The sequence below is a fragment of the Paludibacter jiangxiensis genome (assembly GCF_001618385.1).
GTDB classification, from domain to species: Bacteria; Bacteroidota; Bacteroidia; order Bacteroidales; family Paludibacteraceae; genus Microbacter; species Microbacter jiangxiensis.
The window spans coordinates 1,098,682-1,124,180 of sequence record NZ_BDCR01000001.1 but is presented as its reverse complement, the minus strand read 5'-3'; the positions used below and the strand labels follow the sequence as shown (position 1 = coordinate 1,124,180).

Sequence of the window (25,499 nt, the reverse complement as noted above, 5' to 3'; positions counted from 1 at the left end):
AATGAACATTTCTTACAACTGGCTAAAACAATACATTGATACTGATTTAACTCCCGAAGAGTTATCCAAAGCGTTAACATCCATAGGTCTCGAAACCGGTGGCATTGAAAAAGTGCAAACCATCAAAGGCGGCCTCGAAGGGCTGGTTATCGGCGAAGTGCTCACCTGCATCGAACACCCGAATTCCGACCACCTGCACGTCACCACGGTCAACGTGGGTGCCGCTGAACCTCTGAAAATCGTTTGCGGAGCGCCTAATGTGGCTGCTGGACAGAAAGTTGTGGTTGCCACTATCGGCACCGTACTTTATTCGGGCGACGAATCGTTCACCATCAAACGCTCCAAGATCCGCGGCGAAGAGTCGTTCGGCATGATCTGTGCCGAAGATGAAATCGGCATCGGTACAAGCCACGACGGCATCATCGTTTTGCCTGCCGACGCAGTTGTAGGAACGCCCGCCAAAGAATATTACAACGTCAAAGACGACTACGTGCTGGAAGTCGATATCACGCCCAACCGTGTGGATGCCGCTTCTCACTTCGGTGTAGCCCGCGACCTGGCTGCTTATCTGGCCGCAAACGGGTTGAAAGGCACTTTAGTAAAACCCTCGGTAGACGCATTTGCCGTTGAATATCATAATCTACCTGTAAGCGTAACAGTTGAAAACAGCGAAGCTTGCCCCCGTTACGCCGGTGTAAGTATTTCCGGTGTTACCATCAAAGAATCGCCCGAATGGTTGCAAAATTATCTGAAAGCGATCGGTTTGCGTCCCATCAACAACGTGGTCGATATTACCAATTTCATTCTCCACGAGACAGGACAACCACTTCACTCATTCGATGCCGATAAAATTGCAGGCAAACAGGTGATTGTAAAAACATTGCCCGAAGGCACTAAATTCACCACACTCGACGAAGCCGAACGCAGCCTCAGCGACAAAGACCTGATGATTTGCGACGCAAACGGCGGCATGTGTATTGCCGGCGTATTCGGCGGTCTCGACTCTGGCGTTTCGGACAATACTACCAACGTGTTTCTCGAAAGCGCTTACTTCAATCCGGTTTGGGTACGCAAAACGGCCCGCCGCCATGGGTTGAACACCGACTCATCGTTCCGTTTCGAACGCGGTTGCGATCCCAACAACAATGTGTACGTGCTGAAACGTGCGGCTTTGTTGATTAAAGAACTGGCCGGAGGCACTATCTCCAGCGACATCGTCGATATCTACCCCACCCCAATCAAACCGTTCGAAGTAGACATTACCTTCGACAAAATCAACAGTCTGATTGGCAAAGAGATCGAAAAAGAGGCAATCAAAACTATCCTGCATCACCTCGAAATAGAAATTGCCAGCGAAACAGCGGAAGGCATGAAACTGCTCGTTCCGACCTATCGCGTGGATGTTCAACGTGACGTGGATGTAATCGAAGATATTCTGCGCATTTATGGCTACAACAACGTTTTGCCGGGCGAATCGGTAAAATCGTCGATCAGCTACTCGTCGAAACCCGACAGTCACAAACTGCAAAACCTTATTTCGGAACAGCTCACCGGATGCGGTTTCAACGAAATACTGAACAACTCGCTCACCAAAGCCGGTTACTACGAAACATTGAGTTCGTTCCCCGCAGCCAATCTGGTGATGATGATGAACCCGCTCAGTGCCGATCTTAATGCCATGCGTCAAACATTGCTGTTCGGTGGTTTGGAAAGCGTTGCCTACAACGTGAACCGTAAAAATCAGGATCTGAAATTTTACGAATTTGGCAACTGCTACTATTTCAACGGAGAAAAGAAAGAAGAGGGCAAACCGCTAGCGGCTTACTCCGAAGATATGCACCTCGGATTGTGGCTTACAGGCAACAAAACAGCTCAAAGCTGGGTTCGCGCTGACGAGAAGACATCTGTTTTCGAACTGAAAGGATATGTGCTGAACATTCTGCGCCGTCTGGGAGTCAACCTTCAGAAGCTGGTTGCCGAATCAGAAACAACCAATGATCTGTTTGCCGAAGCTTTGGTTATCAAAACAAAACAAGGAAAACAGCTGGTTATTCTGGGCAGCGTTGCCAAGAAACAGTTGAAAACACTCGATATCGACGTGCCTGTCTTCTTCGCCGATTTGAACTGGAACAACCTGCTGATTGAAAGTACACGCAACAAGGTATCTTTCAGCGAAATATCAAAATTCCCGGAAGTAAAACGCGACCTTGCACTATTAATTGATAAAAACATTTCCTTTGCCGAAATCGAAAAGCTGGCTTATGCAACAGAAAAGAACCTGTTGAGAAAAGTACAGTTGTTCGACGTGTATGAAGGCAAAAATCTGGAAGCCGGCAAAAAATCGTATGCTGTCAGCTTTACCTTGCAGGATGATGCAAAAACCCTGAACGATAAGCAAATTGACGGCATTATGCAAAAACTTATCAAACAGTTTGAAGAAAAACTGGGCGCTAAATTGCGGTAATCCACACTAAACCAAGAGCAAAAACAATCAGATATGAGTGAAATGACAGAACAACCCAAAAAGAGCCTCAATTTCATTGAGACCCTTGTCGAAGAAGACATTCGTGATGGTAAGAACGGAGGAAGGATTCAGACCCGTTTCCCGCCGGAACCTAACGGATACCTTCATATCGGACATGCCAAAGCCATCTGCATGGACTTCGGTATTGCACGCGACTACAACGGCGTTTGCAACCTCCGTTTCGACGACACCAACCCTGTGAAAGAAGACGTAGAGTATGTGGATTCCATCATGGAAGACATCCAGTGGTTAGGATACCAATGGGGTAACGTTTACTATGCTTCTGACTATTTCCAGCAATTGTGGGATTTTGCCACCGACCTCATCAAACGCGGACTTGCATATGTCGACGAACAATCTGCTGAAGAGATTGCCAAACAAAAAGGCTCTCCTACCGTTCCGGGAACCGAGAGTCCCTATCGCAATCGTCCTGTTGAAGAAAGTCTGGAGTTGTTCAACAAAATGAATAGCGGCGAAATTGCCGAAGGAGCAATGGTATTGCGTGCCAAAGTGGATATGGCTTCACCCAACATGCACTTTCGCGACCCGATCATGTACCGCATAATCACCGATCATCCGCACCATCGCACAGGCTACACATGGAAAGCATATCCAATGTATGACTTTGCGCACGGTCAATCGGACTATTTCGAAGGCGTTACCCATTCTATCTGTACGCTGGAATTTGAAGTACACCGTCCATTATACGACTGGTTTATCGATCAGCTGAAAAATGACGATTACCGTCCCCGCCAGATCGAATTCAACCGTTTGAATATCACTTATACCGTGATGAGCAAGCGCAAAATGCTGCAACTGGTACAGGAAGGTTTGGTTCGCGGATGGGACGATCCCCGTATGCCGACTCTTTGCGGTTTGCGTCGCCGCGGATATACACCCGAAGCAATCCACAACTTCATCGAAAAAATCGGATACACCAAATACGAAGGCATCATTGATGTTTCTCTGCTGGAACACTCTGCACGTGAAATACTGAATAGCACAGCTACACGTGTCAGCGCAGTTCTTGATCCGGTTAAACTGATTTTGACCAACTATCCCGAAGGACAAACCGAAACGGTAACGATGGTCAATAACCCTGAAGATGAAAACGAAGGAACGCATGAAGCTCCATTCTCTAAAGAGTTATACGTAGAACGCGACGACTTTATGGAAGATGCTCCGAAGAAGTATTTCCGCATGACTCCGGGTCAGGAAGTTCGTTTGAAAGGCGCCTACATCGTGAAATGTACCGGATGCAAGAAAGATGCGGATGGAAAAGTTACCGAAGTGTACGCTGAATACGATCCCGAAACCCGTAGCGGACTGGAAGGCAGTAGTCGCAAGGTGAAAGGTACCATTCACTGGGTAACTGTCGCAGATTCCGTTTCGGCAGAAGTTCGCCTTTACGACCGCCTTTTTGCCGTTGAAAACCCAGCGGAAGAGAAAGACAAGGATTTTCGTGAATTACTAAATCCTGATTCGTTGAAGGTGCTGAATAATGTGAAGGTAGAGCCATGGTTGAAAAATGCGAAAGCATTGGACAACTTTCAGTTCCAACGTATCGGATATTTCAATGTAGACCCCGATTCGACACCTGAAAATTTAGTTTTCAACCGTACTGTATCTCTGAAAGACAGCTGGGCGAAAGCAAACAAATAAGACCCAAAGGTCACCATAAAACGAGGGGAGGATGTTTCAAAACATTCTCCCCTCGTTTTTTATGTAGCAATAGCATCAAAACAGCCTCCACCCCAAAGTGAGGTAAATGCTTTCTTTATTACTCTTCATGTTTACAACCGGCGCATTATTGAATGTCACCGAATAGGAATTGGAAAGGTATCGTGAGTAACGCAAATCAAGTGAAAAAGAAAGAATGTCTACACCAATACCACCTTCTGCTGCCCAGGTCGCTTTTTTAAAGTCCTGAGAAAGCACTGTGGCATACTGATTCAGATTTGAGCTCGATCCGGCATCAATAATAGCTTTCGGGCCTGCATTGAGGCGCACCGCAAGCGGACCAACGCACAACACCTTATAACCGACCATAAGGGGAATTTCAATAGCCTGAGTCTTGTATGTTGCCATATAGGTTGATCCACCCACATTGAAAGTCTGAGATGCTTTTTTGACATTCAAAAGAACTTCCGGCTGCAGATAAACCCGTTTACCTCCCAAGCGCATCCAGGCTCCAACCTGATAACCGCTTGCAAAACCGGATTTAATCTGATCTCCGGAGGATGTAACCAGATTGGTATTGAGCAAATCATTATAACTCATTGCCGCTTCATATCCTCCTTTGAGTCCAAGAGCAAATGTCTGTGCGGACATTGTACCTGTAATACCCAACAACAAAATAAATAAGATAGATTTCTTCATGTCAAATAATTTAAGCTTATGATATTGAATAACGCAATAAATTGTTTCTATCGTATAAAAGCAGATAAAAAATAAGAAGACTTCACATTACGAAGCCAATGTCCTGAAATAATGTTACAAAAGAGAGAAAAATTCAGCACCTGAAAATACAACTGTATAATTTTATACTTGTAAAAAAAATATCAAACCAAATAAATAAAGGATCGGAAGGGTTTTAATCATCCTAAAATAAGCAGGAATCATGATACAGTTGTAAAAAATGACAAATGTAACATTCCTGAGTTTTACAATTCTAAGAACTGATTATTTCCGGGTATGCAGAAAATATTTCCGCGTCCCAAAATTCACCCAATACGTTATAAATGTTGCAATTAACTTAGAAAACATATAATACAGTCCAACTAATTCGGTGAACATCCAGATAAGCAAAGTGCTCAGCCCCAACCCGATTACCGAAAGAAAGAAATAGTAGATGAACTCGCGATGGCGCTTCTCAACCACCCGAATATTGAACACCCAGTTTACACAGAGATAATAGTTGACAATTGCACTGATAGTAAACGAAAGAACGGATGAAATAAGGTAATTGATTTGGAGAAAGTGGGTAAAACCAAACAACATCGTAAAGTCGAAGACGGTACAGGAACCACCCACAATAAAATATTTGGCAGCCTGCATTGTCGTCTCATTTTGTACGATTGCACGGGTATAACGGTTGCGGAGAAGTATATTCAAAATCACTAAGATTAAGTATTCAGGAATTTCTCTGCACACTCATTCAGCCGTCCGAATTGCTCGTTTTTAGCCTTAAAACATGCTATAAACGAAGCCAACCTGTCAACCATAGCATCGCCCGAATTGCGCTTGACATATAGCGGCAAATCAAGTCCTGCGTTGTTAAGATCAATAAACTCCCATGGATGAAAATAGAGATTCAGGTAGCCATCTTTTTTCAAAGAAGCCTGAGCCAGCATCTTATAGATTGGCAAAGGATAATTGTGTAACGCCAACCAAAACAAAGGTAAACGTACAAGCGGTGATACAGAAGCTGGTATCTGATACAGAGCACCTTCCTGAAAGATTCGTCTGGGCTTGGTAAAGTTATTATACTTCCCGGGCAGGTAAGTCGGATGAAGGGAGGAATTGTAGGAGTAACCCGCATTTACGAGTTCATCAACACTTACCTGTCCCATATTTGGCATACGAAATCCTGTTACAGAACATCCTGTCAGTCGTTCAAGAAAGTCACGGGATTGCTTTAGATGCTCGGGTTCAAAACGATTGTGATAATAACCGTGAGAAGCCACTTCGTGACCGTCAGCGACCATTCGAGAAATTAGATGCGGAGCATGTTCAGCAAAATTCGCAGTGCAAAAAAATGTGGCAACAACATTCTGTCCGGCCAGTAAATCAAGAATCCGCTCCGTCCCGGCAACGGAAATCTCCATTTGCCGCTCGAACGTAAGGAGTTGTGAACAAGGAAAGGGATTGTCAAATTCCTCTATATCAAAGCTTAGAAATATCATCTGAATGAGAAACTATTAAGCAGGAGCATTGTCAAAGTTACTTGAACGAACTATGTATAAAGGCCTGTCTTTAACCTGAATAAACAGTTTTCCAAGATACAATCCGATGACTCCCAGCACGCAAAGTTGCAATCCGGAAAAAAAGACAATGGTAAGAATCACAGATCCCCATCCATATGCATAATGTCCTGAATAGAAGAATGAATAAAGCACATAGGGGAGATACATCAACGCAAGCAGAGAAAGTCCGAATCCGATATAAATAGCCAGATACAAGGGGCGAACGCTAAACGAGGTCACAGCATGCACTGCCAGACGAAGCATCTTCCGTACCGTATATTTAGTTGTACCCGAGAAACGTTCATTCGGTTCATAATCAATATGAGTCTGACGGAAACCCATCCATTTTATCATTCCACGAATAAACAGATCGTTTTCCCGAAATCGCTTAAACACATCAGCGACACCTCTGGACATCAAACGAAAATCAGCCGTGCCTTTCTCAATTTGAACATCTGAAAACCAATTGAAAATATGATAAAACGCATTAGATGTTTTACGTTTCATATAAGATGCCGATTCCGATTCCGCACGACAGGTATAAACTATATCATACCCCTGCTCCCATTTTTCTATAAGAGGCTTGATTAATTCGGGGGGATGCTGCATATCGCAATCCATGGAGATAACACAGTCACCATGGGCATAATCCAAACCTGCCTTTAACGCGCATTGATGCCCAAAATTACGTGAAAGTTCAATGTAGAAAACACTTTTGTCTTCCTGCGACAGCCTATAAAGCTGTTCCATAGTATCGTCAGTGCTGCCATCATTAACAAAAATCAGTTCCAGATCATATGTTTCAAAGGGGAAACACTCCCGAATTTTATTTTTAATGACACCCACATTTCCTGATTCGTTGTGGGCAGGCAACACTATAGAGACTAGTTTCTTCATTGATTATTGATAGATTGAAAACGCCCCAACAGTTCTGTTTTGCAGCAGGCTTCGAGGGGTAATGCCAGCAACGTCTATTTACAAATAAACGTCGACAAAGATACATATTTAATGAGAATGAGCCACAAAAACAGACCTCATTCAATAAAAAAAGCTGTTCCAACCCGTGGAACAGCTTTACAAGAAAATGATTTTTATTCGCTGCTTACTATTATTCGGCAGGAGTTTCTTCTGCGGCAGGAGCTTCAGGTGCTGCGGCCTCTTGTGCTGCTTCAGCAGCAGCGGCAGCAAGAGCAGCTGATTCTTCAGCGCGTTTTTTTGCAATTTCAGCGGCTTTAGCCTGATTTTTAGCAATTTCAGCTTCGAGAGCTTCTTTTGCTTTTGCAGCAGCGGCAGCAGCCAATTTATCTTTTACAGATTCGGTTGCAGCTACTTTTGAAGTTTTCCAAGCTTCGAAACGTTTTTGAGCTTCAGTTTCGTCAAAAGCACCTTTTTTAACACCGCCCTGTAAGTGTTTCATCATCAATACACCTTCGTCAGAAAGGATATTGCGGACAGTATCTGTAGGTTGAGCTCCGGTAGTTACCCAGTACAATGCACGTTCGAAGTTAACTTCTACTGTTGCTGGATTTGTGTTAGGGTTGTAAGAACCGATACGTTCTGTAAACTTACCGTTGCGTGGTGCGCGACTATCGGCAATAACAATGTGGTAATAGGCATACCCTTTACGGCCGTGTCTTTGTAATCTGATTTTTGTTGCCATGATTGGTTGTAAAATGATTTGTAAATAAAAACCTAATTGCTTTTACACGAAAAGCGGTGCAAAGATAGGCATTATTTATCAGAAAATACTACGTCGGTGAATTATTTCTGTGAAAATCTTTGAGTTCCGTTTTATTGTCGTTTCTAAAGCGATGGCAGGCTCATTCCTGTTATTTTTCGATAAAGATCGAGAGCATACACATCAGTCATTCCGGAGATGTAATCGAGCACCGACTGCACTTTGCCGTAGGTTGTATCGCTTTTGGTCTCGTACTGCAACGGGATGCGGCGCAAAAGTTGCTTGGAATACGATTTTTGTGGAGCCAACACGGCCTGAATCAATTCGTCGAGCAACGTGAGAATAATCTTGTAACCAGCCAGCTCGATATCGAGCACTTCAGTTGCACAATAAATCTTTTTGAAGGCCACGTCGGAACAATGTTGATAGGCTTTTGCCGAACGTTCGGGCAGGTGCTTGATCAACGAGCCTGTGAACTGTCCCGCCAGGATTTCTTCCTCTTTGTCGACAAAAATCTGTGCGCACTCTCTAACCAAAATTCCTACCACCGACGACCGCAGATAGGCAATTTGCTCGTTGATATCGGTAACCACAGAGAATATCTCCTGCGTTTTCTGTCGTTTTTCATCCGAAAAATAGCCCAGTAAAAGCTCTTTTGTCTCTTCCGAAGTGAGAATTTTCAGCTTGTGTGCATCTTCGATATCCATCAACTGGTAGCAAATATCGTCGGCGGCTTCGAGGAGATAAACCAACGGATAACGGGCAAAACGGGCCGGATTTTCGGGATTGGGAATCACCCCCAAATCGGCTGCAATTTTACTGTACGTCTCCTCTTCTGAATGGAAGAAACCGAATTTGGATTTCTTCGGATCGGCAAAGTTGGAGAGATAGGGGTATTTTACAATGGAAGCCAGCGTGGAATAAGTAAGGGCAAAACCACCTTCGCGTCGGCCGTTGAACTGGTGCGTCAACAGGCGAAACGCGTTGGCATTCCCCTCGAACTTGGTAAAATCGATCCACAATTCGTCGCCGACCTTTTCTTTCAGTGCCAGCCCTTTTCCCTCCGAAAAATAGGTGGAGATGGCATTCTCGCCCGAGTGGCCGAAGGGAGGATTGCCCAGGTCGTGCGCCAGACAAGCCGCCGAAACGATCGAACCGATTTCGTCGATAAAAGGCACGGAATCTTTGTATTTCGTCTTCAGCTTACGGCTCACGTTGTCACCCAACGAGCGCCCCACACAGGCCACTTCCAAACTGTGAGTCAAACGATTGTGCACGAAAATACTGCCCGGAAGCGGGAACACCTGGGTTTTATTTTGTAACCGACGAAAAGGAGCCGAAAAAATCAGCCGGTCGTAATCACGTTGAAATTCGGTACGATCATCGGCACGTTCAGAGTGATAATGCTCCATTCCCAGTCGTTTATTGGTCAACAAACTCGACCATTCCATTTTAGCCATATTTTCAATTTGAAAATTAATTCTGTTGAAACCGCAAAGGGCTCAAAGAAAACGCAAAGATCGCAAAGATTTTTCGTAATCTCTGCGATCTTTGCTTAAAGCTCTGCGTTCTCTGCGGTAAGAAGCCGATTAAAATAGTAAATCGTAAATGGGTTAATCGTAAATCAATTGGCTTTTACCTCGCCAAAATCGGTCTGTTGTTTCTCTACTTCATTCAACAACTTTTGCTTCTCTTCGTCAGTCATCGTTTTTCGATTCGACTGTGATCCGTTTTTGCCGGAGATAAAAACTTTCGGATTCTCTTCAAACAAAAGCGTCCGCGCCGGAGCAACACTCGCAAACTCGATAGATGCAGACTTGGGAGCATATTCTCCCTCGAACAACACCCGGGCATTTACCTTAATCTTGCCCGCTTTCGTAGTAGAACGAATCAACACGGGAGCCGAACCGAATTCCACTACACGCGGATTGGCCTGAATGGATGCATCGCCGATAATCTCACCCTCACCTTCCACCGAGAAGAGAATCTGCTCTTTGGCCAGGCGGCGCACATTGCCCTGATCGTCGGTAATCTCGGCAATAACGCAGACAAAATCGGAACCGTCGGCGGTGAGCTGCTGTCCTTCGTTATCAAGGCGAAGGCGAACCTGAGTAGAACGGCGCGAAGGCATCTTCTTCTCCGTCACCACTACTTTACCATCGATCAAGCCCTCGGCCTTGAAGCTGACACGCTGCCAGTTTTTCTGCACGTAAGGGAACTGACGCATTTCGTAAAAATCGTAGGCGTTCTTGAATACAACAGGAGGATGCGGCATTCCGCGCAACGCTTTCGGGGCCTTCTGCACCAGCGTGTCACGTTCGTAACGAATCAGTCGCACCTCATCGCAATTGGTAAACACCACCACATCGGGACTGGAGAATGGTCCAATTTCGCTGGCAACAAACAACATCGGTTCAATGTCAGCCAGAGGATGCGGTCTCTTCGGATCGATCTGACTCCGGAACATGTAATATGAATATTTGTACTGACGGAAATTATCCATGATACCGCCCCAATAAGGATCGGGATGGTAACCCCGCTGGTGATCGAAAGGATGCCACTGGCAACCACCCACAAACTGAGCCGGAGCATCACACATCTCATTGTATGTTTTGGCAAGGTGTAGCGCCTGAATCAACTGCGGGCCTTCACCCCAGGCACGTGCCGCACGGTTTGGCGTGTTATGCGCATACCAGTCGTCGACATACTCACCAAATTCACGTGTAAAGATACTCTGTTTAACGGTTCCAGTATCGCGCGGCCAGCCGTACACCACATCGTAATTATCTTTCACCCCTTCCGAATTCATATCGGCAGCAGCAAAACGACCCTGATATGGATACTCCTCTTTGGTTATTTTGAGAGCATTCAGTGAAAAATCAAGCGGGAAACGTGTTTCGTTCAGGATCGGTTCCCACATCAACACCGAAGTGTGGTTACGGTCGCGGCGAATCATGTTGCGGATATCGGAATAGATCAACTTGGCAAATTCAGGATCTTTGTTCCAGAACTGCCAGCCGGGAGTCGGTACAATCACAAACAAGCCCAGTTCGTCGCATGCATCCATAAAAGAGGGATCCTGCGGATAGTGAGCAGAACGAATGATGCGGCAACCGGCATCACGTAGTTTCTTGGCATCGCGCCACTGTTGCGAGTTGGGAACGGCATTGCCCACGTAAGCAAAATCCTGGTGACGGTTACCTCCAATCAGTTTTTCGTAGGGCTTCCCGTTGAGATAAAATCCATCTACGCCACGGAATTCTGCCTTGCGAATACCGATACGCGTCATACCGCCGTCCAACGAAATTTTGCCAGAGATGACACGCGATTCCACATGATAGAGCAGCGGTTCGTCAGGTGTCCAGAGCACCGGATTCTTCACCTTGACAGACTGTTTTACCTGTTTTGACTCACCTTTTTTCAACGAAACCGACGATACTGTTTTAACCACGACATTTCCTTTCGGATCAATCAATGCGGTTTCCACCTTCACGCTTTTGGCGACGTCCGATTGGTTCTGTACGTCGGTATCAACAAAGACATCGGCCAGTTTATCGTTGATTTCGCCGTAATGCACAAAGACGCCGCCACCGGCCACTTTGCCTGCTTCGTTCGGGTCGGAGATATTGACCGTATTCTTCACCACCAACCAAATGTCACGGTAGATTCCTCCGTGATATGCAAAGTCGAGTGTCTTCTGGCTTTTACCGGGAGGATAATTCTTGTCATCGCTGTTGTCGGCATAAACGGCCACCACGCATTTCTGACCCGGCACCGCACCGGCTTCCAACAGATCGATGCTGAAAGGCAGATAGCCACCCAGATGTTGCTTCACTAACTTGCCGTTGAGATAAACCTTGCACTTGCCCATCACCGCCTCGAAATAGAGAATCGCCTTTTTGCCGGCGTAGGCTTTGTCGAGGGTGAAGTGCTTGCGGTACCACGCGATGCCCTGATAATTCCGGCAACCACTCGCCTCGGCAGGTTCCAGTTCCACGGTATGCGGCGTACTCACCACATCCCAGGCGGCATCCTTGAAATCGGCTTTTTCAGCTCCGGCCACATCGCCTTTGTGGAAACGCCACCCGACATTGAAGTTATACACTTGCCGACCGCTGTTTTGCAGGTCGTAAAATCCCGCCGCCGAAAAGGCCGGCTGATACTCTTTCGCACCGAGGCTAAGAGCCAATGGCAGGAAAAGAATTAAAAGTAACTGTTTATATTTCATATTTTAGAACAAAAAGCAAAGATTAAAGAACAAAGACAATCTGAATCCAGTTATTTTACCACGAAGTGACCAGAGATTCTTTTACACACGAAAACTTCCTCAATCATTGAGCGTTTCAAGCTCAATGCGATTTAGAGAGCAGTAATCTTTCAATAAATGCATTACTTTATTAATAAAACTGGCTTCAGAACCCCAACTAAAATTCAACAATCCAGTTCCGCCAGCACTGCCAATAATGTCAACTAATATATGGTTCCCCGATCTTTTGAAAATTAGCATATTATTCTGTGTGGAACTTGTCCGTAAATAAAAGGCTTCCTTCACCAATATCGAGATCTCCTCGCTATGATTTTCATAATCAAATTGTATTTGATCCACAAAATAGTTAACAAGGTCATCCAAATTTCGAGTTGACATTTTTACTTTAGAAACTTTCATATTTTATTGCATATAAGTTATTAAATCTTGACCACCGGTTATCTCAGATTCAATTTTCAAATCTTCAAATTAGCTTCGCTGAACGTTGTTTCCCAAATTTTCAAATCGGAGGTTTACCAATTATCCGTCCGGAACGACGATACCGGCAGACCTTCGTTGCTGAAGAGGTCGCCGACTACAAAGTCCTTGAAAGCATAACGGACAGCCACCGGTTTGGGAACGTCGGGAGATGATACCTCCACTTTTGCACGGTTAATTACCGCTTTGGCAGGGTGGAACACTTTGTCCTCACCTGCAATCTCGAATGTTTTCAGCTCTTTACCAAACGAAGTAAGCCAGAGTGGCGCATTGTCGAAATTCAGGATTGCCTTACCATCCTTGTCAATGGTCATCTCCTTGAGTACCGGGCTTTCATAAGCAAATCCTTTTTGTCCGTAAGTTTTTGCCAATGCCATGAGTGCGAGACGTTCTCCACCCACATTTTTGCGCATAGGATGGATGCAGAACTCCTCGCCAATGTCCATCAACGACACCATGCCTGAGTTAGGAATCAGTTTCTGTGCTTTGAACTGCGCCTCGCGTTGATACGCCGAATTGAACTTGCCGCCCCACTTCTCTTTCGGGGAAATGGAAGCATAATTGTAAGGAGCAATCTGACAATAGTAGAAAGGGAAATCTCCCTGACCCCAGAGTTGCCGCCAGTTGCTTACCATCGTTTTCATCAGCGCCGGATATTGATCGGGATTTTCGTAGTTGCTTTCGCCCTGATACCAGATGCAGCCCTTGATGCCGTAGCCGATAATGGGGTTGAGCATCCCGTTGAAAAGCATCAGCGGTGTGCGGTTAGGCGCTTTGATGGTGTCGCCCTGTTTGGCAAATTTCGTTTCGGGAAAATCCTTCAGCATCTCACGGTTCATCCACGCTTCGATGGAGGAGCCGCCCCACGAGCAGAGGATCAGGCCGACCGGCTCGTCTAGCATTTCGTTAAGCAGTTTGCCGAAGTAGTAGCCGGTGGCGCTGAACTCCTTCACCGTTTCGGGAGTTGCTTCTTCCCAGGTGCCGGAGATGGTATCGACCGGAGCCAGCTGTCCGTTGCGTTTGACGGTGATCAGGCGCAGCATCGGATTCTTCGATTTGAGAATATCCATATTCCCATTCAGGATGGGGTTGCCCTTGAAGCCCTTCATCGGCATCTCCATGTTGGACTGACCGCTGCAAAGCCACACCTCGCCGATCAGCACGTTTTTCAGCGTTACCGGTTTGCCGTCGCTAAAAGTGATGCGATAAGCCGTTTTGCTCGCTTTCGGGGTAGCTACAAAGGCCTTCCATTTGCCATCGGCACCGGCTTTCGTTTCAACTATTTTCCCATCCCACGACGGGGTGATTCTAACCGCGGCACCAGCTTTTGCCCATCCCCAAACAGCCACTTTCGACTGCTGCTGCAACACCATATTGTCTGAAAAGATGTGCGACAAACGCACCTCGGCATGAACGCCGATTACCAAAAACAGAACTACAAAAAAAGAAACAAATTTGTTCATTATTTTTTATTTTGACCTCTCCCGCCCTTCGGGCACCCTCTCCCAAGGAGAGGAAAAATCTGCCTAAACGAGACTTGGAATTTTGAAATTAATAAATTTTGGTATCGATCTTACTTCCCAAATTTCAGATAAATACTCCCCTTCTGCACACCGCTCACCCATTTGGCTTGCGACGAAGGGCCGATGAGGTCGGTGGAGTTCACCTTGTTGCGCATAGCCGGAATCACCTTCAGCACCGAGATACCGGTTTGCGGCAGGGTGAAGAGCTGCGCGTCGCGACCGTCACGCGGAGTGAACACGCCGAGATAGCTGTCCGGATCGTCGTTACCGAGCGCAAAGTTACCTTCTTTGGTGGTAAAATTCACCCATTTCCAGTTGGCAAAATAGCCTTTGAATTCGGGATATTCGAACGATTCTCCCGGAATCGGATCGTTGTAATCGCGTTGCCAGTTGTCGAGCAGCGTGCCATGAAGACGGTTTTGCCAAACACGGTAAGGGCCGTTGCCCAGCCACTGTTTCGACACCACCTTGTCTTCCGGATAGTCGAATTTTACGCCCATCAACTCTACCTCACCTTCGTAATCGTACTGATAATCGACACGAATGTTGCCGTCAGCCGAAATCGCCCAGTGCGTTTTCTGCAGGTTGCCGAAATAGGTGGCATCTACGGTCACGCTGTCGGCAGTAGTTTTGAAAGTGAAAGCGGTGAGTCTGTCGTTACCCGAAATATCGTTGTAAATACGCTCCTTGCTCTTGGCGTCCTTGTCGTCGTGGTTGTAAAACACGTCCATGGAGCGGTCGCCGCGGCGGGCAGCCGTAAAGCGTGGTCCCTTACCGAACGAGACAGCTTTGCCATCGTGCAACACGTTGACCAGTTCGCCCGACTTTTTACTAAAGGTCAGTTCGTCGGAAGCGGTTTTTACAATCAGGTTGTCACCCTCTTCACGGGCAGATACAGAGCCCTTTTGTCCGGCAAAAGAGAAGAAATCGGTCGGTTTTTTCCATGTCCAGTCCCATGTCCAGATCTCCTTACCGAAAGGATCGGTAGCGGTAAGATAGAGCACATCGGCCTTGCGCCAATCGGAAGGCAGGTTAAGTTTCAGTTCACCAGAAGCATGAGCCGCCACATCGGGCGAGCCAATTTCGCCGGAAGCAACGATCTGTTTTTCTTTCAGGTAAGGCAACTTCGCCAGTTTCCAAACAAACTTACAGTTTTTCAGGTTGATAAAGTCGTAACGGTTTTCGACCGACAACACGCCGTTGAAGTTTTCGGACAACGAAGCAACGTTGACCTGTACCGGCGCCCAGACCTGTTTGACTGTAAAAAAGCTACCTTCTTTTTCGTGATGCGGTCCCACAATACCGTCGGGAGCATAGCTGCCGGCATTGTCAATTTTACCGTTCTGGTCGGTGCGCACCACGCCCTCGTCAGCAAACGACCAGAGGAAACCACCCGCGCTACGCGGATGTTTGCGCATCATTTCCCAATAATCGTACAAACCGGCACCATGGCCGCCATCGTACAACCCATGCAAGAACTCGGTAGGCATAAAAATCTCCGGTTTGCGCATATACTCCTGACTTTCACCATACGAACGATAGTGCATAGTTTCGAAGCCTCCAAAATTTGCCTGTGGATGTAATACCGGACGTTTTTGCGGATCAAGAGGGGCAAATTCTCCGTCAAGATCAAAGTTGAAGCCACCCTCGTTGCCATTCGACCACCAAGTAACGCTCGGGTGGTTCAGGTCGCGGGTTACCATTTCGTTTACCAATTTTTTACCCACGGTGGTATCGTATTTTCCATGCCAGCCAAGCAATTCCACCATCACGTAGAGACCCAGTTCGTCGCAGGCATCCAGAAATTCGGGATCGGAAGGATAGTGCGACAAACGTACGGCGTTCATGTTCATCTCCTTGATGAGCTTCACGTCATCGTAATTGTCTTTTTTGCTAAGCGTACGGCCGGTTTCGGGACGGAAACTGTGACGGTTCACCCCTTTTACGAGAACCTTTTGTCCGTTGATATACAAACCATCGCTCGGTCGTACTTCGATGGTGCGGAAGCCAAAACGTTCCTTCACGGTATGACGGACAATGTTGCCCTGTATCAACGAAAACGTCACATTATAGAGGTTCGGCGTTTCGGGCGACCATGTTTTGATGCCTGAAAACGCGCCTTCCACTTTCACGCGATCGGAACCACCGCGCACCGGCACTTCAATAGCTTTACCCACATTTTTACCCTCTTTGTCGGTCAACTGAGCCACCACTTTGAAATCGGAGCCTTGTCCCGAACCAAGATAGACATCGGCGGCAAACGAACCGTCGGCTTTGGCATCGATAGCGGTGCGGTCGATGTTTTGAGCCGGAAGTGCCTCCACAAATACCGGACGGATAATACCTCCGAAATTCCAGAAGTCGGCGCGACGTTCGGCAAGATTCACACTCGGATTAGAGGATTCTTTACTGACTGTCACCTCCAACAGATTTTCCTTGTCGCCAAAAAAGATACGGTCACTCACATCTGCCTTGAAACGGTAGAAAGAGCCCTGATGGAGTCCCACGCATTTACGACCGTTGATTTGCGCTTCACAGTCGGTCATCACACCATCGAAGACAATGCGCACCTCACGACCCGCCCACTCTTTCGGCAATTTGAACTTGTACTTATACTTGCCCTGCTCCTTGGCAATGCCCGGAGGATCGGCCTTGCCATAAAACGGCATTCCGTACTGGTAGGTGCCAAAACCCTGCAATTCCCAGCAGGAGGGCACTTTAATCTTCGACCATTTGCCACTGTTACGGCCATCGGTACAGAAAAAGTCCCAATCGACAGCATCGTCGGAACCATGTCCCGAGAGGTACTGAATCGCCGTTTCGGTCGACGCGGCAACCGCCGGACTTTTCTTTTGCGCCTGTATGCTCAGGACACTCACAAACGCTGCAACAAGCAGCAAACCCATCTTCAATTTCAATTGTTTCATTTTTCAATTTGGGGATTTGAGAATTTGGAGATTTGGGAATGCGAATCTGGTCATTTCCACATCCTCACATCTTCAAATCCACACATCATTTTATCGGTTTTATCTCAAATTTCAGTTTGTATTCCTTCTTTTCGATGGCATATTTTTTCAACACGCCCGGACCGCAACTGCTGTTACCAAGTCCCATCATCGCCGCATCGAGCGACAACACCGTTTCGGGACGAGCCGTCAATTTGTAAGCATGATCGGCTTTGTAGAGGTCGTCAGCCGTAAAGTGAATCGCCGTTGCCGACATATTTTCTTGCAATGCCTTTATCTCGATTCCCTTGCCCGCTTTATCGGTCAGCGTCAGCCAACGAACGCCCTCGTGATTGCCCGTCTCCTGCGGATGATCGTAAGCCACGTACTGCTCCGTCACCGTGCTTTTGTACAGTCCGACTGGCGTGCTCTCCTTGCGGTCTATGTAATTTTCGTACGGTCCGTGACCCTGCCAACTGTATTGCTCCAATGATTTGTTCAGCGACATCACCACGCCCAAACGGGGCAACTCAGGCAGTCTTCCCTGCGGGACAAACGAATTGTCCGCCTCGATCACACCATCGGCATAAATCGTCCACAGTGTGCGATGCACGAACGAACCCTCTTTTGCCAAACTATGCGCTACCGTCATAATCTTTACAAAGTTATCCGCTTTTGCGATGATTGCGCAACTGTCAGCTTTGCGATCCAGTTTATCGAGACCGATGTTTGCCCAATCCTTTACCAGCCAGTTACCAAAGCCGCGATCATTGTCGGTAGGAGCACGAAAGCCCTGAAAAACAGGAGCTGCCACCAACATTTCACTGCCGTTGTATTTCAACGAAACGAGCGTCGCGTTGCTCCGGTCAAACTGAGCCGCAAAGCCTTTTCCTGCCAACGTAATCGTTCTAGCATCATCGTTAATTGTCAGTTTCCCGGCATGTTTCTTAGCTGGTAATGCCGGAACCGGAACGTCCATTTTCAGTTGTTCAAACGCAATCTCGAAACCTTTCTTTGCCCAGAGTTCATCGTTTTTCAAGCAATAATCGACGCGTAACCGATAGTCGCCACCTGCCATCGGATTTTTAATAGCCTTTACCGGAATTGACACCTCGCGTTTTTCGCCTGCCGGAATATCGGTAGGAGCCAACACACCGGACTGAACCGTTTTCCCGTTGCAAAAGAGTGTCCACGAAGCATCAAATTCTTTCAGGTTCAGGAAATGATTCCTGTTGGTAATCTGCACAGTAGTGCTACCAGCTTTCATATTACCCGGTTCGATCAAAACCGGTTGGTACACTTTTTTCACCTCGTAATATTTCGGCCAGGGCTGACGCTCGGAAGAGACCAACCCCTTCAGACAAAATGTTTTCAGGTTGGGAATATCGCCGAAATCGCCACCATAGGCAATAAAACGTTTGCCGTCGGCCGTGGTTTTGTAAAGCCCCTCGTCGGCCCACTCCCAAATAAAACCGCCCAGCATCCGCGGGTTGGAATAAATTTCGTCCCAATACTCCTTCAGGTTGCCGATGGCATTCCCCATGGCATGTGCATATTCACTGGTCAGCACCGGACGGTTGTCTACCGGATTGCGGGCAATATCAAGCAAGCGTTCCCAGCGGGCATTCTCGGGTCGTTCCTTGTCGCTACCCTCGGCAATGCCCGGATTGAGGTATTCATCCTGCACCCGTGGGTAAAAACGGCTGATCACATCCACCGTCGAAGGATCGGTGGGCGTTCCCTGCGCCCCTTCGTAATGGATAAAGCGTGTCGGGTCGAACTCCTTCAACCAAGCCGACATCGCCGCGAAGTTGGGTCCATAGCCCGCTTCGTTGCCCAGTGACCAGCAAATCACGCTCGGATGGTTTTTGTCGCGTTGAGCCAGACGGACAGCCCGATCAAGAAACGCAGCGCCCCACTCCGGAGTACTAGCCAATGTTCCACGCAGGCCGTGTTCTTCGAGATCGGCCTCATCCATCACATAAAGACCGTATTTATCGCACAGCTCGTACCATTGCGTATTGTTGGGATAGTGACAGGTACGAACGGCGTTAATATTACATTGTTTCATCAGGCGAATGTCCTGCTCCATCCTTCCGACAGAGATGGTTTTGCCCGTCGCCGGATCGTGCTCGTGACGGTTGACTCCGCGCAAACGCACCGGTTTGCCATTGACCAACACCTGCCCATTTTTCACTTCGACGGAACGGAAACCCACCTGACAACTCTCCGTTTCAACGGTTTGATTCTCTTTGTTGACTAAACTCAACACCAGCGTGTAAAGATTGGGCGTTTCGGCCGTCCACTTGGCTGGATTCTGCACCTTCGCCTCCAGCCATGCAAACTTGGTATGTCCGCGCTGGGGCACACGGTCGTTCATCACGGCAGCTTTGTAGGCAATATTGAGAATCGGTTCGGCATCCTGACGCAACGGTTTTTCAAATACCGGTCGGCCATCTTTGTCGTACAATTGCGCCTGCACCGACCATCCGCGCAGGGTATCGCCCTGATAAGAAGCCAGCTTCGGAGCAATCTGCAAGGTGGCATCCTTGTAATCTTTGTCTAATTCGGTGCGCACGGCGAAATCGGAAATCCGCTCCTGACCGGTGGAAAAGAGATAGACTTCACGCTGGATTCCCCCCATGCGCCACATATCCTGATCTTCGATGTAGCTGCCGTCGTTGTATTTGTACACCTCCACCGCCAACTGATTATCGCCCGGTTTCACATAACCGGTGATATCGAATTCAGCCGGCTCCATGCTTCCCTTGCTGAAACCGATCTTCTGTCCGTTGACCCAGAGATAGAAGAAACTCTGCACCCCGGCAAAATGGATAAAGACCTTGCGCCCTTTCCACGTCTCAGGCAACCGGAAATAGTGGCGGTACGACCCCACCGGATTGCGCTCCTTGTAGGCCGTGTAGTTCTTCGGCGGTTCGGTCGTCACCCGCGGCGGATCAATTTTAAACGAATATCCCGAACTTACATAGAGCGGAGTGCCATAGCCCTGCATCTCCCAGTTGGAAGGCACGGGAATGGTTTTCCAATCCACATCGTCGAAGTCGGTGCGGTAGAAATACTGCGAACGCTCCTCCGGACGGGGAACCCAATGGAACTTCCATACGCCATTGAGAGACAGAAACCACGGCGACTGTTCACGTACACGCTGCAAAGCCTGCGCTTCGTTCTGGTACGGAATAAAATCAGCACGCGCCGGTTCGCGGTTGCTTTCCAGTGCCGAAATGTTTTCCCAGTCGTGCTTCTGCGCAAAGGCCGAAACGACAAGGAAAAGAGATATGATAAAAAAGGATAAACGTCTCATATATAATTTATTTCAACACAAAGACTCAAAGACACAACTTTTTTAGAGTCTTCGTGACTTCGTGTTTAAAACACATATTCTACTGCATCACCAACGATTCAAAAGCCAGTCCGTTCAGTTTATCTCCGCTGATAATTACCTTATAATGACCTGCATTGATATACGAACCGGTGGAGGTTCCCAATACGCGCCACTTCTCGGGTGTGGTCGGAAAACGGATGGCATCGTCGCGGACCACGTTACCGGCCTGATCGGTTATTTTAATGCGGGCATCTATCGAATTCGGCGTAATGTTCAGATAGTTGAAACGCAAGGCATAGACATTGGCCACGCCGGGCGCTACCGACCAGATAATGCTATGTGCGCCGTCGGCAGTCACCTTTTGTCCGGCTTTGTTTTTCAATGCCATTTTCTGCCAACCGCTACCCTGCAATTGCGCCGTTTCAGCTTCAAAAGTGAGTTCCGGGCGCAGGTTCGGTTCTACCGCCCACTTCACTACCGGCACCACGGCAGCACGGCTCCCTTTTTTGAAGGTTATCGTTTCGCCTTTGCGGTAAGTCGTTTTTAGATACCCAGTATCCTGACGCAGGTAAACGTCGGCATCGGCAGTCAGCGAGAAACTGATCTGCGACACTTTTGCCTTCTGATCGGAAGCGAGCCATTCGGCACCATACATCTCCGGTTTCAGATTGGGGAAGTTGGCGTTGGGTTCGAGCCATGTACCGGTCACCGCCCCTTTCACGTTGGTAAAAACCGATTCGGACTGCGGAGCAGGTTGTATCGATTTGTCGGTCGAAACAACGGCAATGGCCGAGATAATCGCCTGTCCGGCTTTCACTCCGGGGAAGCTGATCTCCAACATGCCATTTTCGGCTCTGGCCATCACCACCTTTTTCAACACCCGGTCGTGACCGGCCTCTTTCCAGATGTCAAGATCGTGAAGCAAAGTCTTGCCGTTGGCCGCCACGTCAAACACGCGGAAACCTTCGCAATCCAGTCCGCCACCCGTTCCATACCACGGTTCCACAAAGTAGAGCTCCACGCGATAGTCGCCGTCGGGCAAAGGAAAGCGGTAACGCAGACGGTCGCGACCATAACGAAAGGTCTGGAACAACGACCAGTCGGCACTTCCGGCAATCGGGTCTTTGGTGTAACGTTGCGAAGCCAGGAATGGAGGCAGATTACCGTAATCGTCTGTCCACGAAAGCGAACCCCAACGATCTTTGCCGCTCAGATGGCGATCAGCCGACCACTTATTCTTGTTGATATCGGTATAATCGGCACCGCCGCAATTGACGCGATAGATATAGTTGTAACCGGCTTCCGGCTTTGTAATATTATCCTTGTCAACCAATTGATCGAAATGAGGAGCACGGGGAAGATTGTTCAAAACGATCACATCTTCCGCTACGGCTTTTCCATTTACATAACCTACGGCATAGAGGACGTTGTATTTCAGATCGAAATTATCCCATTGAAAATGAGTACCCACCCCGTTTTTAGTGCGTTTGCCCAACGAAAGCGCTTTTACGTCGTTGAACAGTTCCACCTCATCGCAATTGGAGTAAATCGTCAGACCGCTCTTCACGCCCGGTTTTTCCCAACGATCGGGCCAGGTGTGCGACACAATATAGACCATCGGCTCCTTCTCCTTCGGCGCATAGTTGGAACGGTAAAGATAAAAAGCATCCACCGGTTCGCCCCACGAGGTGAGCAGTCCTTTGTAATTGAACGGTCCGATGCGGTCGATTTCGCGCAAACCCTCTTCGTTCTGTACGCGACCGGGATTGTCGTGCGAATTATATGTCCAGAGAAACTGGCCGCAGGTACTGTCCTTCACCTGATCGAGCTGGCGGATCTTCATCTCCAGCAACTGACTCATGCGGTCTTCACTCAGTTTTCCATTTTGCTCGAATGCCCCTTCGGTATGCAGGTCGAGGCTGCGCCAGGCTCCATATTCGCCATTGAGCAGCTCTTTTTTCAAAACAGCAGGATAGTTCTTCGGATCGCCGCTGTTGATGTAGGTGCCCGACCAGTTCTGCATCACATTCCAATCGGTGCCGCTGCCGAAATTGCAGGTAGTCACCAACCGTTGCGACGGCGAAGTAGGATCGAGTTGACGGATCAATTCGGTACATTCTTTGGCAAAATCTTCAGGCAGCGCACTTTCGTTTTGCAAGCCCCAAAGAATCACTGACGGCGAATTGCGACGCTCTTTCACCCACTCGATCAGGTTGTTTTTGAAATTTTTGCGAAATTCGGGAGTATCGTACCACACATGAGCCGAAAGTTGCGACCAGAAGAGCAGGCCATTTTTGTCGATCAAATCCTTGTAGTAAAGGTTATGCGGTTGATGCGCATCGCGAAACGCGTTGAAACCGGCCGCTTTGATCAGGTTGATTCGGGCCTCTATTTCGGTGCTGTCGAGCGCACTGCTATTTCCCAGCTGATGCTCGTATTCACCAACACCATTGATGAGCAACGGCTTTCCATTCAAATAAAAACGTTTGTCATTGTCGTTGCGACTTTGCGGCCAGCTAATCCAGCGCAAGCCGTAGTTGGTGTACTCTTCGTCCACCGTTTTGCCATCTTCACGCACCATGGTCACCACCTTGTAAAGGAACGGATTTTCGGGACTCCAGAGAACCGGATTTTTCACCGTAGGAGAGGTCTGTTTCACAATTCTCGCTTCGCCGGGTTTCAGTTCGATGGTATCGCCCACACGCACCTGCTGAATATTTTCTTTATTCAACAGTTTGTTTACCAAAACGAAACGACGCGTGCGATTACTGTAGTTCTTCACCTCCGTTTCAAAATGGAGCACCAGCGACGGATTCTTTTCATCTTTCGGCGCATCGTTCCAGACGTGCACGCCAAACGGTTCTACACGCAACGAATTGCTTACCACCAACGTCACCGGACGAAAAATACCGAGCGGCTGCGAGCCTTCGGAAAATCCGATCTCGGACGAACAACCACCGCATACCCACGGCAAATCGGTAATCATCGCAGGATGATCAGCTTTGACAGCCAGTTCGTTGGGAGAATCAAAACGAATAGCGTCGGTCACATCGAGGGTAAACGTGGTGCGACCACCGGCATGGTAGCCCACCTGTTTGCCATTGAGCCAAACGGTGGCATACGATCCAACCCCTTCGAAATAGAGAAAATAACGTTTGCCAGCACCGAAGTTCTGCACGGTAAAGCTCTTTTTATACCAGGCATATCCGTGTTTGTTGCCATGCTTCAGGCGACGGGCACCATCGTAGGTATCCCAGTTGTGCGGCACATTCACCTGTTTCCAATCAGTAGTATTGTAACCGCTCTTTTCAAAACCGGCATAGGCCGTACGGTTCGAATCATTTTCGGCAGTCAGCCACCCTTTATTCAACGAAATCTCCTTGCGGAAAGTTACTTTTTCGGGTTTTGGAAAACGCACCAAGCTCTTGCCCAAATCTTTGGAAACAGCCACAGCAATTCCACGCTGGTTATCGTCATTCACAGCACAGTAGAAATGATACACCACGCCGTTCCACTTTACCACATACGACTTATGAGCAAAGAGATTGTCGTATTTCTCACCCGGAATCACCAGATCGGCACCCGTCCAGTCGATCCAGTGCACCAGATCGTAAGAACAGGCAAAGGTATTGAAAGCCTTGTATGGCCGGTTCTTGCGGAATGCGCTGAAGTAGAACATCACATAGACATCGCCCATCTGCTGAATCACCGCGTCACCGGTAATTCCCTCCTCGTGGTTGACGATGGGATTACCCTGGTAACGTTTCCAGTGAACCATATCATCAGAAAGAGCAATACTGATGCGTTCGGCTTTTACCTTATTGGTAGGATTAACGCCCCCGGCATTGTAATACATCACAAACGGATGGCCGAGTTTCTTCGATTTGTCCCAGATAACGGACGATTTGTACTGCGTAAGGCTTTCCCACCAGCCCGCATCGGGATCGGTAGGCGTCAGAACAGGTTTTTCCAGAGGTGTCCATTCATGAGCTTTGGTAATATCGCCGTCGGTGTAGGCGATGCACTCTTTGAGCATTCCCATCTCGTAGCCGGTGACGTTACCTCCGAAATAGGAGAGCCAATGTTTGCCGTTGAACGGTTGAGCCTGGTAGCTACCGCCCCACTGCATGTCGATGAGCGAGATGTAACCTGCCCGCTGATTTTTGTCCCACACATCGCCCTGCGGATACGAGAGGATGCGCCCGAGGGATTGCCAGTGCAACAGATCATCGCTGGTAGCCAGCCAGGTTTCGTAACCACGACCGTCCAACCCTTCCTTGCCGTTGTAAACGATATAGCTCATGTACCACTTCCCCTTTTCGCGGAAAACGGTAGGACAGTCTATTTTGTGGTAATTGTCGGCAGGAGCCACCACCAAACCGTATTTGTAAGGCGTTTTTACCTCCTCGTAAACACGTTTCATCACCTCCTGCGGCACGATGGTCGGGGCGGCAAACAAAGCAGAACAAAAACCAAGCAGATAAAACGATATAAAAAGAAATTTTCTCACAAACTATAATTATAAAAAGAAAAACATTGCACAACCTATTAATGAGACTACTAACACAGATAGAAAGCCCCATAATATTATCATCTTAATTTTCAAAGGACTTTGAGGTATAAAAAAACTATTTAGGCCCCAATTCACTAAAATTAAGAATAATACGCCAATACTTCCAATCAAGAACACACTAAAAAATCGTTCCAAAAAGGAAAAAAGAAGATTGCGTTTTAATGCTATAAATTGGTCGTAGGATCCTAAATAGAATATACTTAG

Annotated in this window: 14 protein-coding genes; 2 read left to right on the top strand and 12 right to left on the bottom strand. The window is 47.7% G+C overall.

All coding sequences use genetic code 11. The features are described from left to right. The first annotated feature begins 1 nt into the window (after position 1). Positions 2-2,464, top strand: a complete 2,463-nt coding sequence (pheT, locus tag PJIAN_RS04210; RefSeq protein ID WP_068702304.1) for a phenylalanine--tRNA ligase subunit beta — start codon at positions 2-4, stop codon at positions 2,462-2,464. A 33-nt stretch (positions 2,465-2,497) separates the two neighbouring features. Continuing rightward, complete coding sequence (locus PJIAN_RS04205; RefSeq protein ID WP_068702302.1) at positions 2,498-4,186, top strand: glutamine--tRNA ligase/YqeY domain fusion protein; 1,689 nt, start codon at positions 2,498-2,500, stop codon at positions 4,184-4,186. A 75-nt stretch (positions 4,187-4,261) separates the two neighbouring features. Here PJIAN_RS04205 and PJIAN_RS04200 read toward each other — a convergent pair whose 3' ends face one another. From PJIAN_RS04200 to PJIAN_RS04145, 12 genes are all read right to left on the bottom strand, one after another. Beyond that, the gene (locus tag PJIAN_RS04200; RefSeq protein WP_068702300.1) at positions 4,262-4,903 is read right to left on the bottom strand and encodes a porin family protein; all 642 of its coding nucleotides are present in this window, start codon (positions 4,901-4,903) and stop codon (positions 4,262-4,264) included. 303 nt (positions 4,904-5,206) lie between these two features. After that, positions 5,207-5,638 (bottom strand): GtrA family protein, encoded by a 432-nt coding sequence (locus PJIAN_RS04195; RefSeq protein WP_153802483.1) that lies wholly within the window; start codon positions 5,636-5,638, stop codon positions 5,207-5,209. Between the two features lie 11 nt (positions 5,639-5,649). After that, complete coding sequence (locus tag PJIAN_RS04190) at positions 5,650-6,429, bottom strand: polysaccharide deacetylase family protein (protein ID WP_068702295.1); 780 nt, start codon at positions 6,427-6,429, stop codon at positions 5,650-5,652. Positions 6,430-6,444: 15 nt separating this feature from the next. Next, positions 6,445-7,386, bottom strand: coding sequence for a glycosyltransferase family 2 protein (locus tag PJIAN_RS04185; RefSeq protein ID WP_068702293.1), 942 nt, complete (start codon positions 7,384-7,386; stop codon positions 6,445-6,447). A 211-nt stretch (positions 7,387-7,597) separates the two neighbouring features. Next, positions 7,598-8,149, bottom strand: coding sequence for a 30S ribosomal protein S16 (locus PJIAN_RS04180; RefSeq protein ID WP_068702291.1), 552 nt, complete (start codon positions 8,147-8,149; stop codon positions 7,598-7,600). A gap of 143 nt (positions 8,150-8,292) precedes the next feature. Then, positions 8,293-9,618, bottom strand: coding sequence for a deoxyguanosinetriphosphate triphosphohydrolase (locus PJIAN_RS04175; protein WP_068702743.1), 1,326 nt, complete (start codon positions 9,616-9,618; stop codon positions 8,293-8,295). Positions 9,619-9,791: 173 nt separating this feature from the next. Continuing rightward, positions 9,792-12,395 carry a glycoside hydrolase family 2 protein gene (locus tag PJIAN_RS04170; protein ID WP_068702289.1) on the bottom strand — a complete coding sequence of 868 codons (2,604 nt, stop codon included), beginning with the start codon at positions 12,393-12,395 and terminating at the stop codon, positions 9,792-9,794. A 99-nt stretch (positions 12,396-12,494) separates the two neighbouring features. Next, positions 12,495-12,833, bottom strand: coding sequence for a DUF6054 family protein (locus PJIAN_RS04165; RefSeq protein ID WP_068702287.1), 339 nt, complete (start codon positions 12,831-12,833; stop codon positions 12,495-12,497). A gap of 113 nt (positions 12,834-12,946) precedes the next feature. Next, positions 12,947-14,374: a sialate O-acetylesterase gene (locus tag PJIAN_RS04160; RefSeq protein WP_068702285.1), complete on the bottom strand. Its 1,428-nt coding sequence runs from the start codon at positions 14,372-14,374 to the stop codon at positions 12,947-12,949. 110 nt (positions 14,375-14,484) lie between these two features. Beyond that, positions 14,485-17,361: a glycoside hydrolase family 2 TIM barrel-domain containing protein gene (locus tag PJIAN_RS04155; protein WP_084252250.1), complete on the bottom strand. Its 2,877-nt coding sequence runs from the start codon at positions 17,359-17,361 to the stop codon at positions 14,485-14,487. Positions 17,362-17,446: 85 nt separating this feature from the next. Further along, positions 17,447-20,701, bottom strand: coding sequence for a glycoside hydrolase family 2 TIM barrel-domain containing protein (locus PJIAN_RS04150; protein ID WP_068702283.1), 3,255 nt, complete (start codon positions 20,699-20,701; stop codon positions 17,447-17,449). Positions 20,702-20,780: 79 nt separating this feature from the next. Further along, entirely contained in the window at positions 20,781-25,232 is a 4,452-nt protein-coding gene (locus PJIAN_RS04145; protein WP_068702281.1) for a beta-d-glucuronidase/beta-L-arabinofuranosidase, read from the bottom strand. Positions 25,233-25,499 lie beyond the last annotated feature (267 nt).

Bases quoted from the DNA above. Each gene is read 5' to 3' on its own strand.
- PJIAN_RS04205 (WP_068702302.1), top strand. From the start codon at position 2,498: ATGAGTGAAATGACAGAACAACCCAAAAAGAGCCTCAATTTCATTGAG.
- PJIAN_RS04175 (WP_068702743.1), bottom strand. From the start codon at position 9,618: ATGGAATGGTCGAGTTTGTTGACCAATAAACGACTGGGAATGGAGCAT.
- PJIAN_RS04150 (WP_068702283.1), bottom strand. From the start codon at position 20,701: ATGAGACGTTTATCCTTTTTTATCATATCTCTTTTCCTTGTCGTTTCG.
- PJIAN_RS04185 (WP_068702293.1), bottom strand. From the start codon at position 7,386: ATGAAGAAACTAGTCTCTATAGTGTTGCCTGCCCACAACGAATCAGGA.
- PJIAN_RS04165 (WP_068702287.1), bottom strand. From the start codon at position 12,833: ATGAAAGTTTCTAAAGTAAAAATGTCAACTCGAAATTTGGATGACCTT.
- PJIAN_RS04180 (WP_068702291.1), bottom strand. From the start codon at position 8,149: ATGGCAACAAAAATCAGATTACAAAGACACGGCCGTAAAGGGTATGCC.
- PJIAN_RS04190 (WP_068702295.1), bottom strand. From the start codon at position 6,429: ATGATATTTCTAAGCTTTGATATAGAGGAATTTGACAATCCCTTTCCT.
- PJIAN_RS04200 (WP_068702300.1), bottom strand. From the start codon at position 4,903: ATGAAGAAATCTATCTTATTTATTTTGTTGTTGGGTATTACAGGTACA.
- PJIAN_RS04170 (WP_068702289.1), bottom strand. From the start codon at position 12,395: ATGAAATATAAACAGTTACTTTTAATTCTTTTCCTGCCATTGGCTCTT.
- pheT (WP_068702304.1), top strand. From the start codon at position 2: ATGAACATTTCTTACAACTGGCTAAAACAATACATTGATACTGATTTA.
- PJIAN_RS04160 (WP_068702285.1), bottom strand. From the start codon at position 14,374: ATGAACAAATTTGTTTCTTTTTTTGTAGTTCTGTTTTTGGTAATCGGC.
- PJIAN_RS04155 (WP_084252250.1), bottom strand. From the start codon at position 17,361: ATGAAACAATTGAAATTGAAGATGGGTTTGCTGCTTGTTGCAGCGTTT.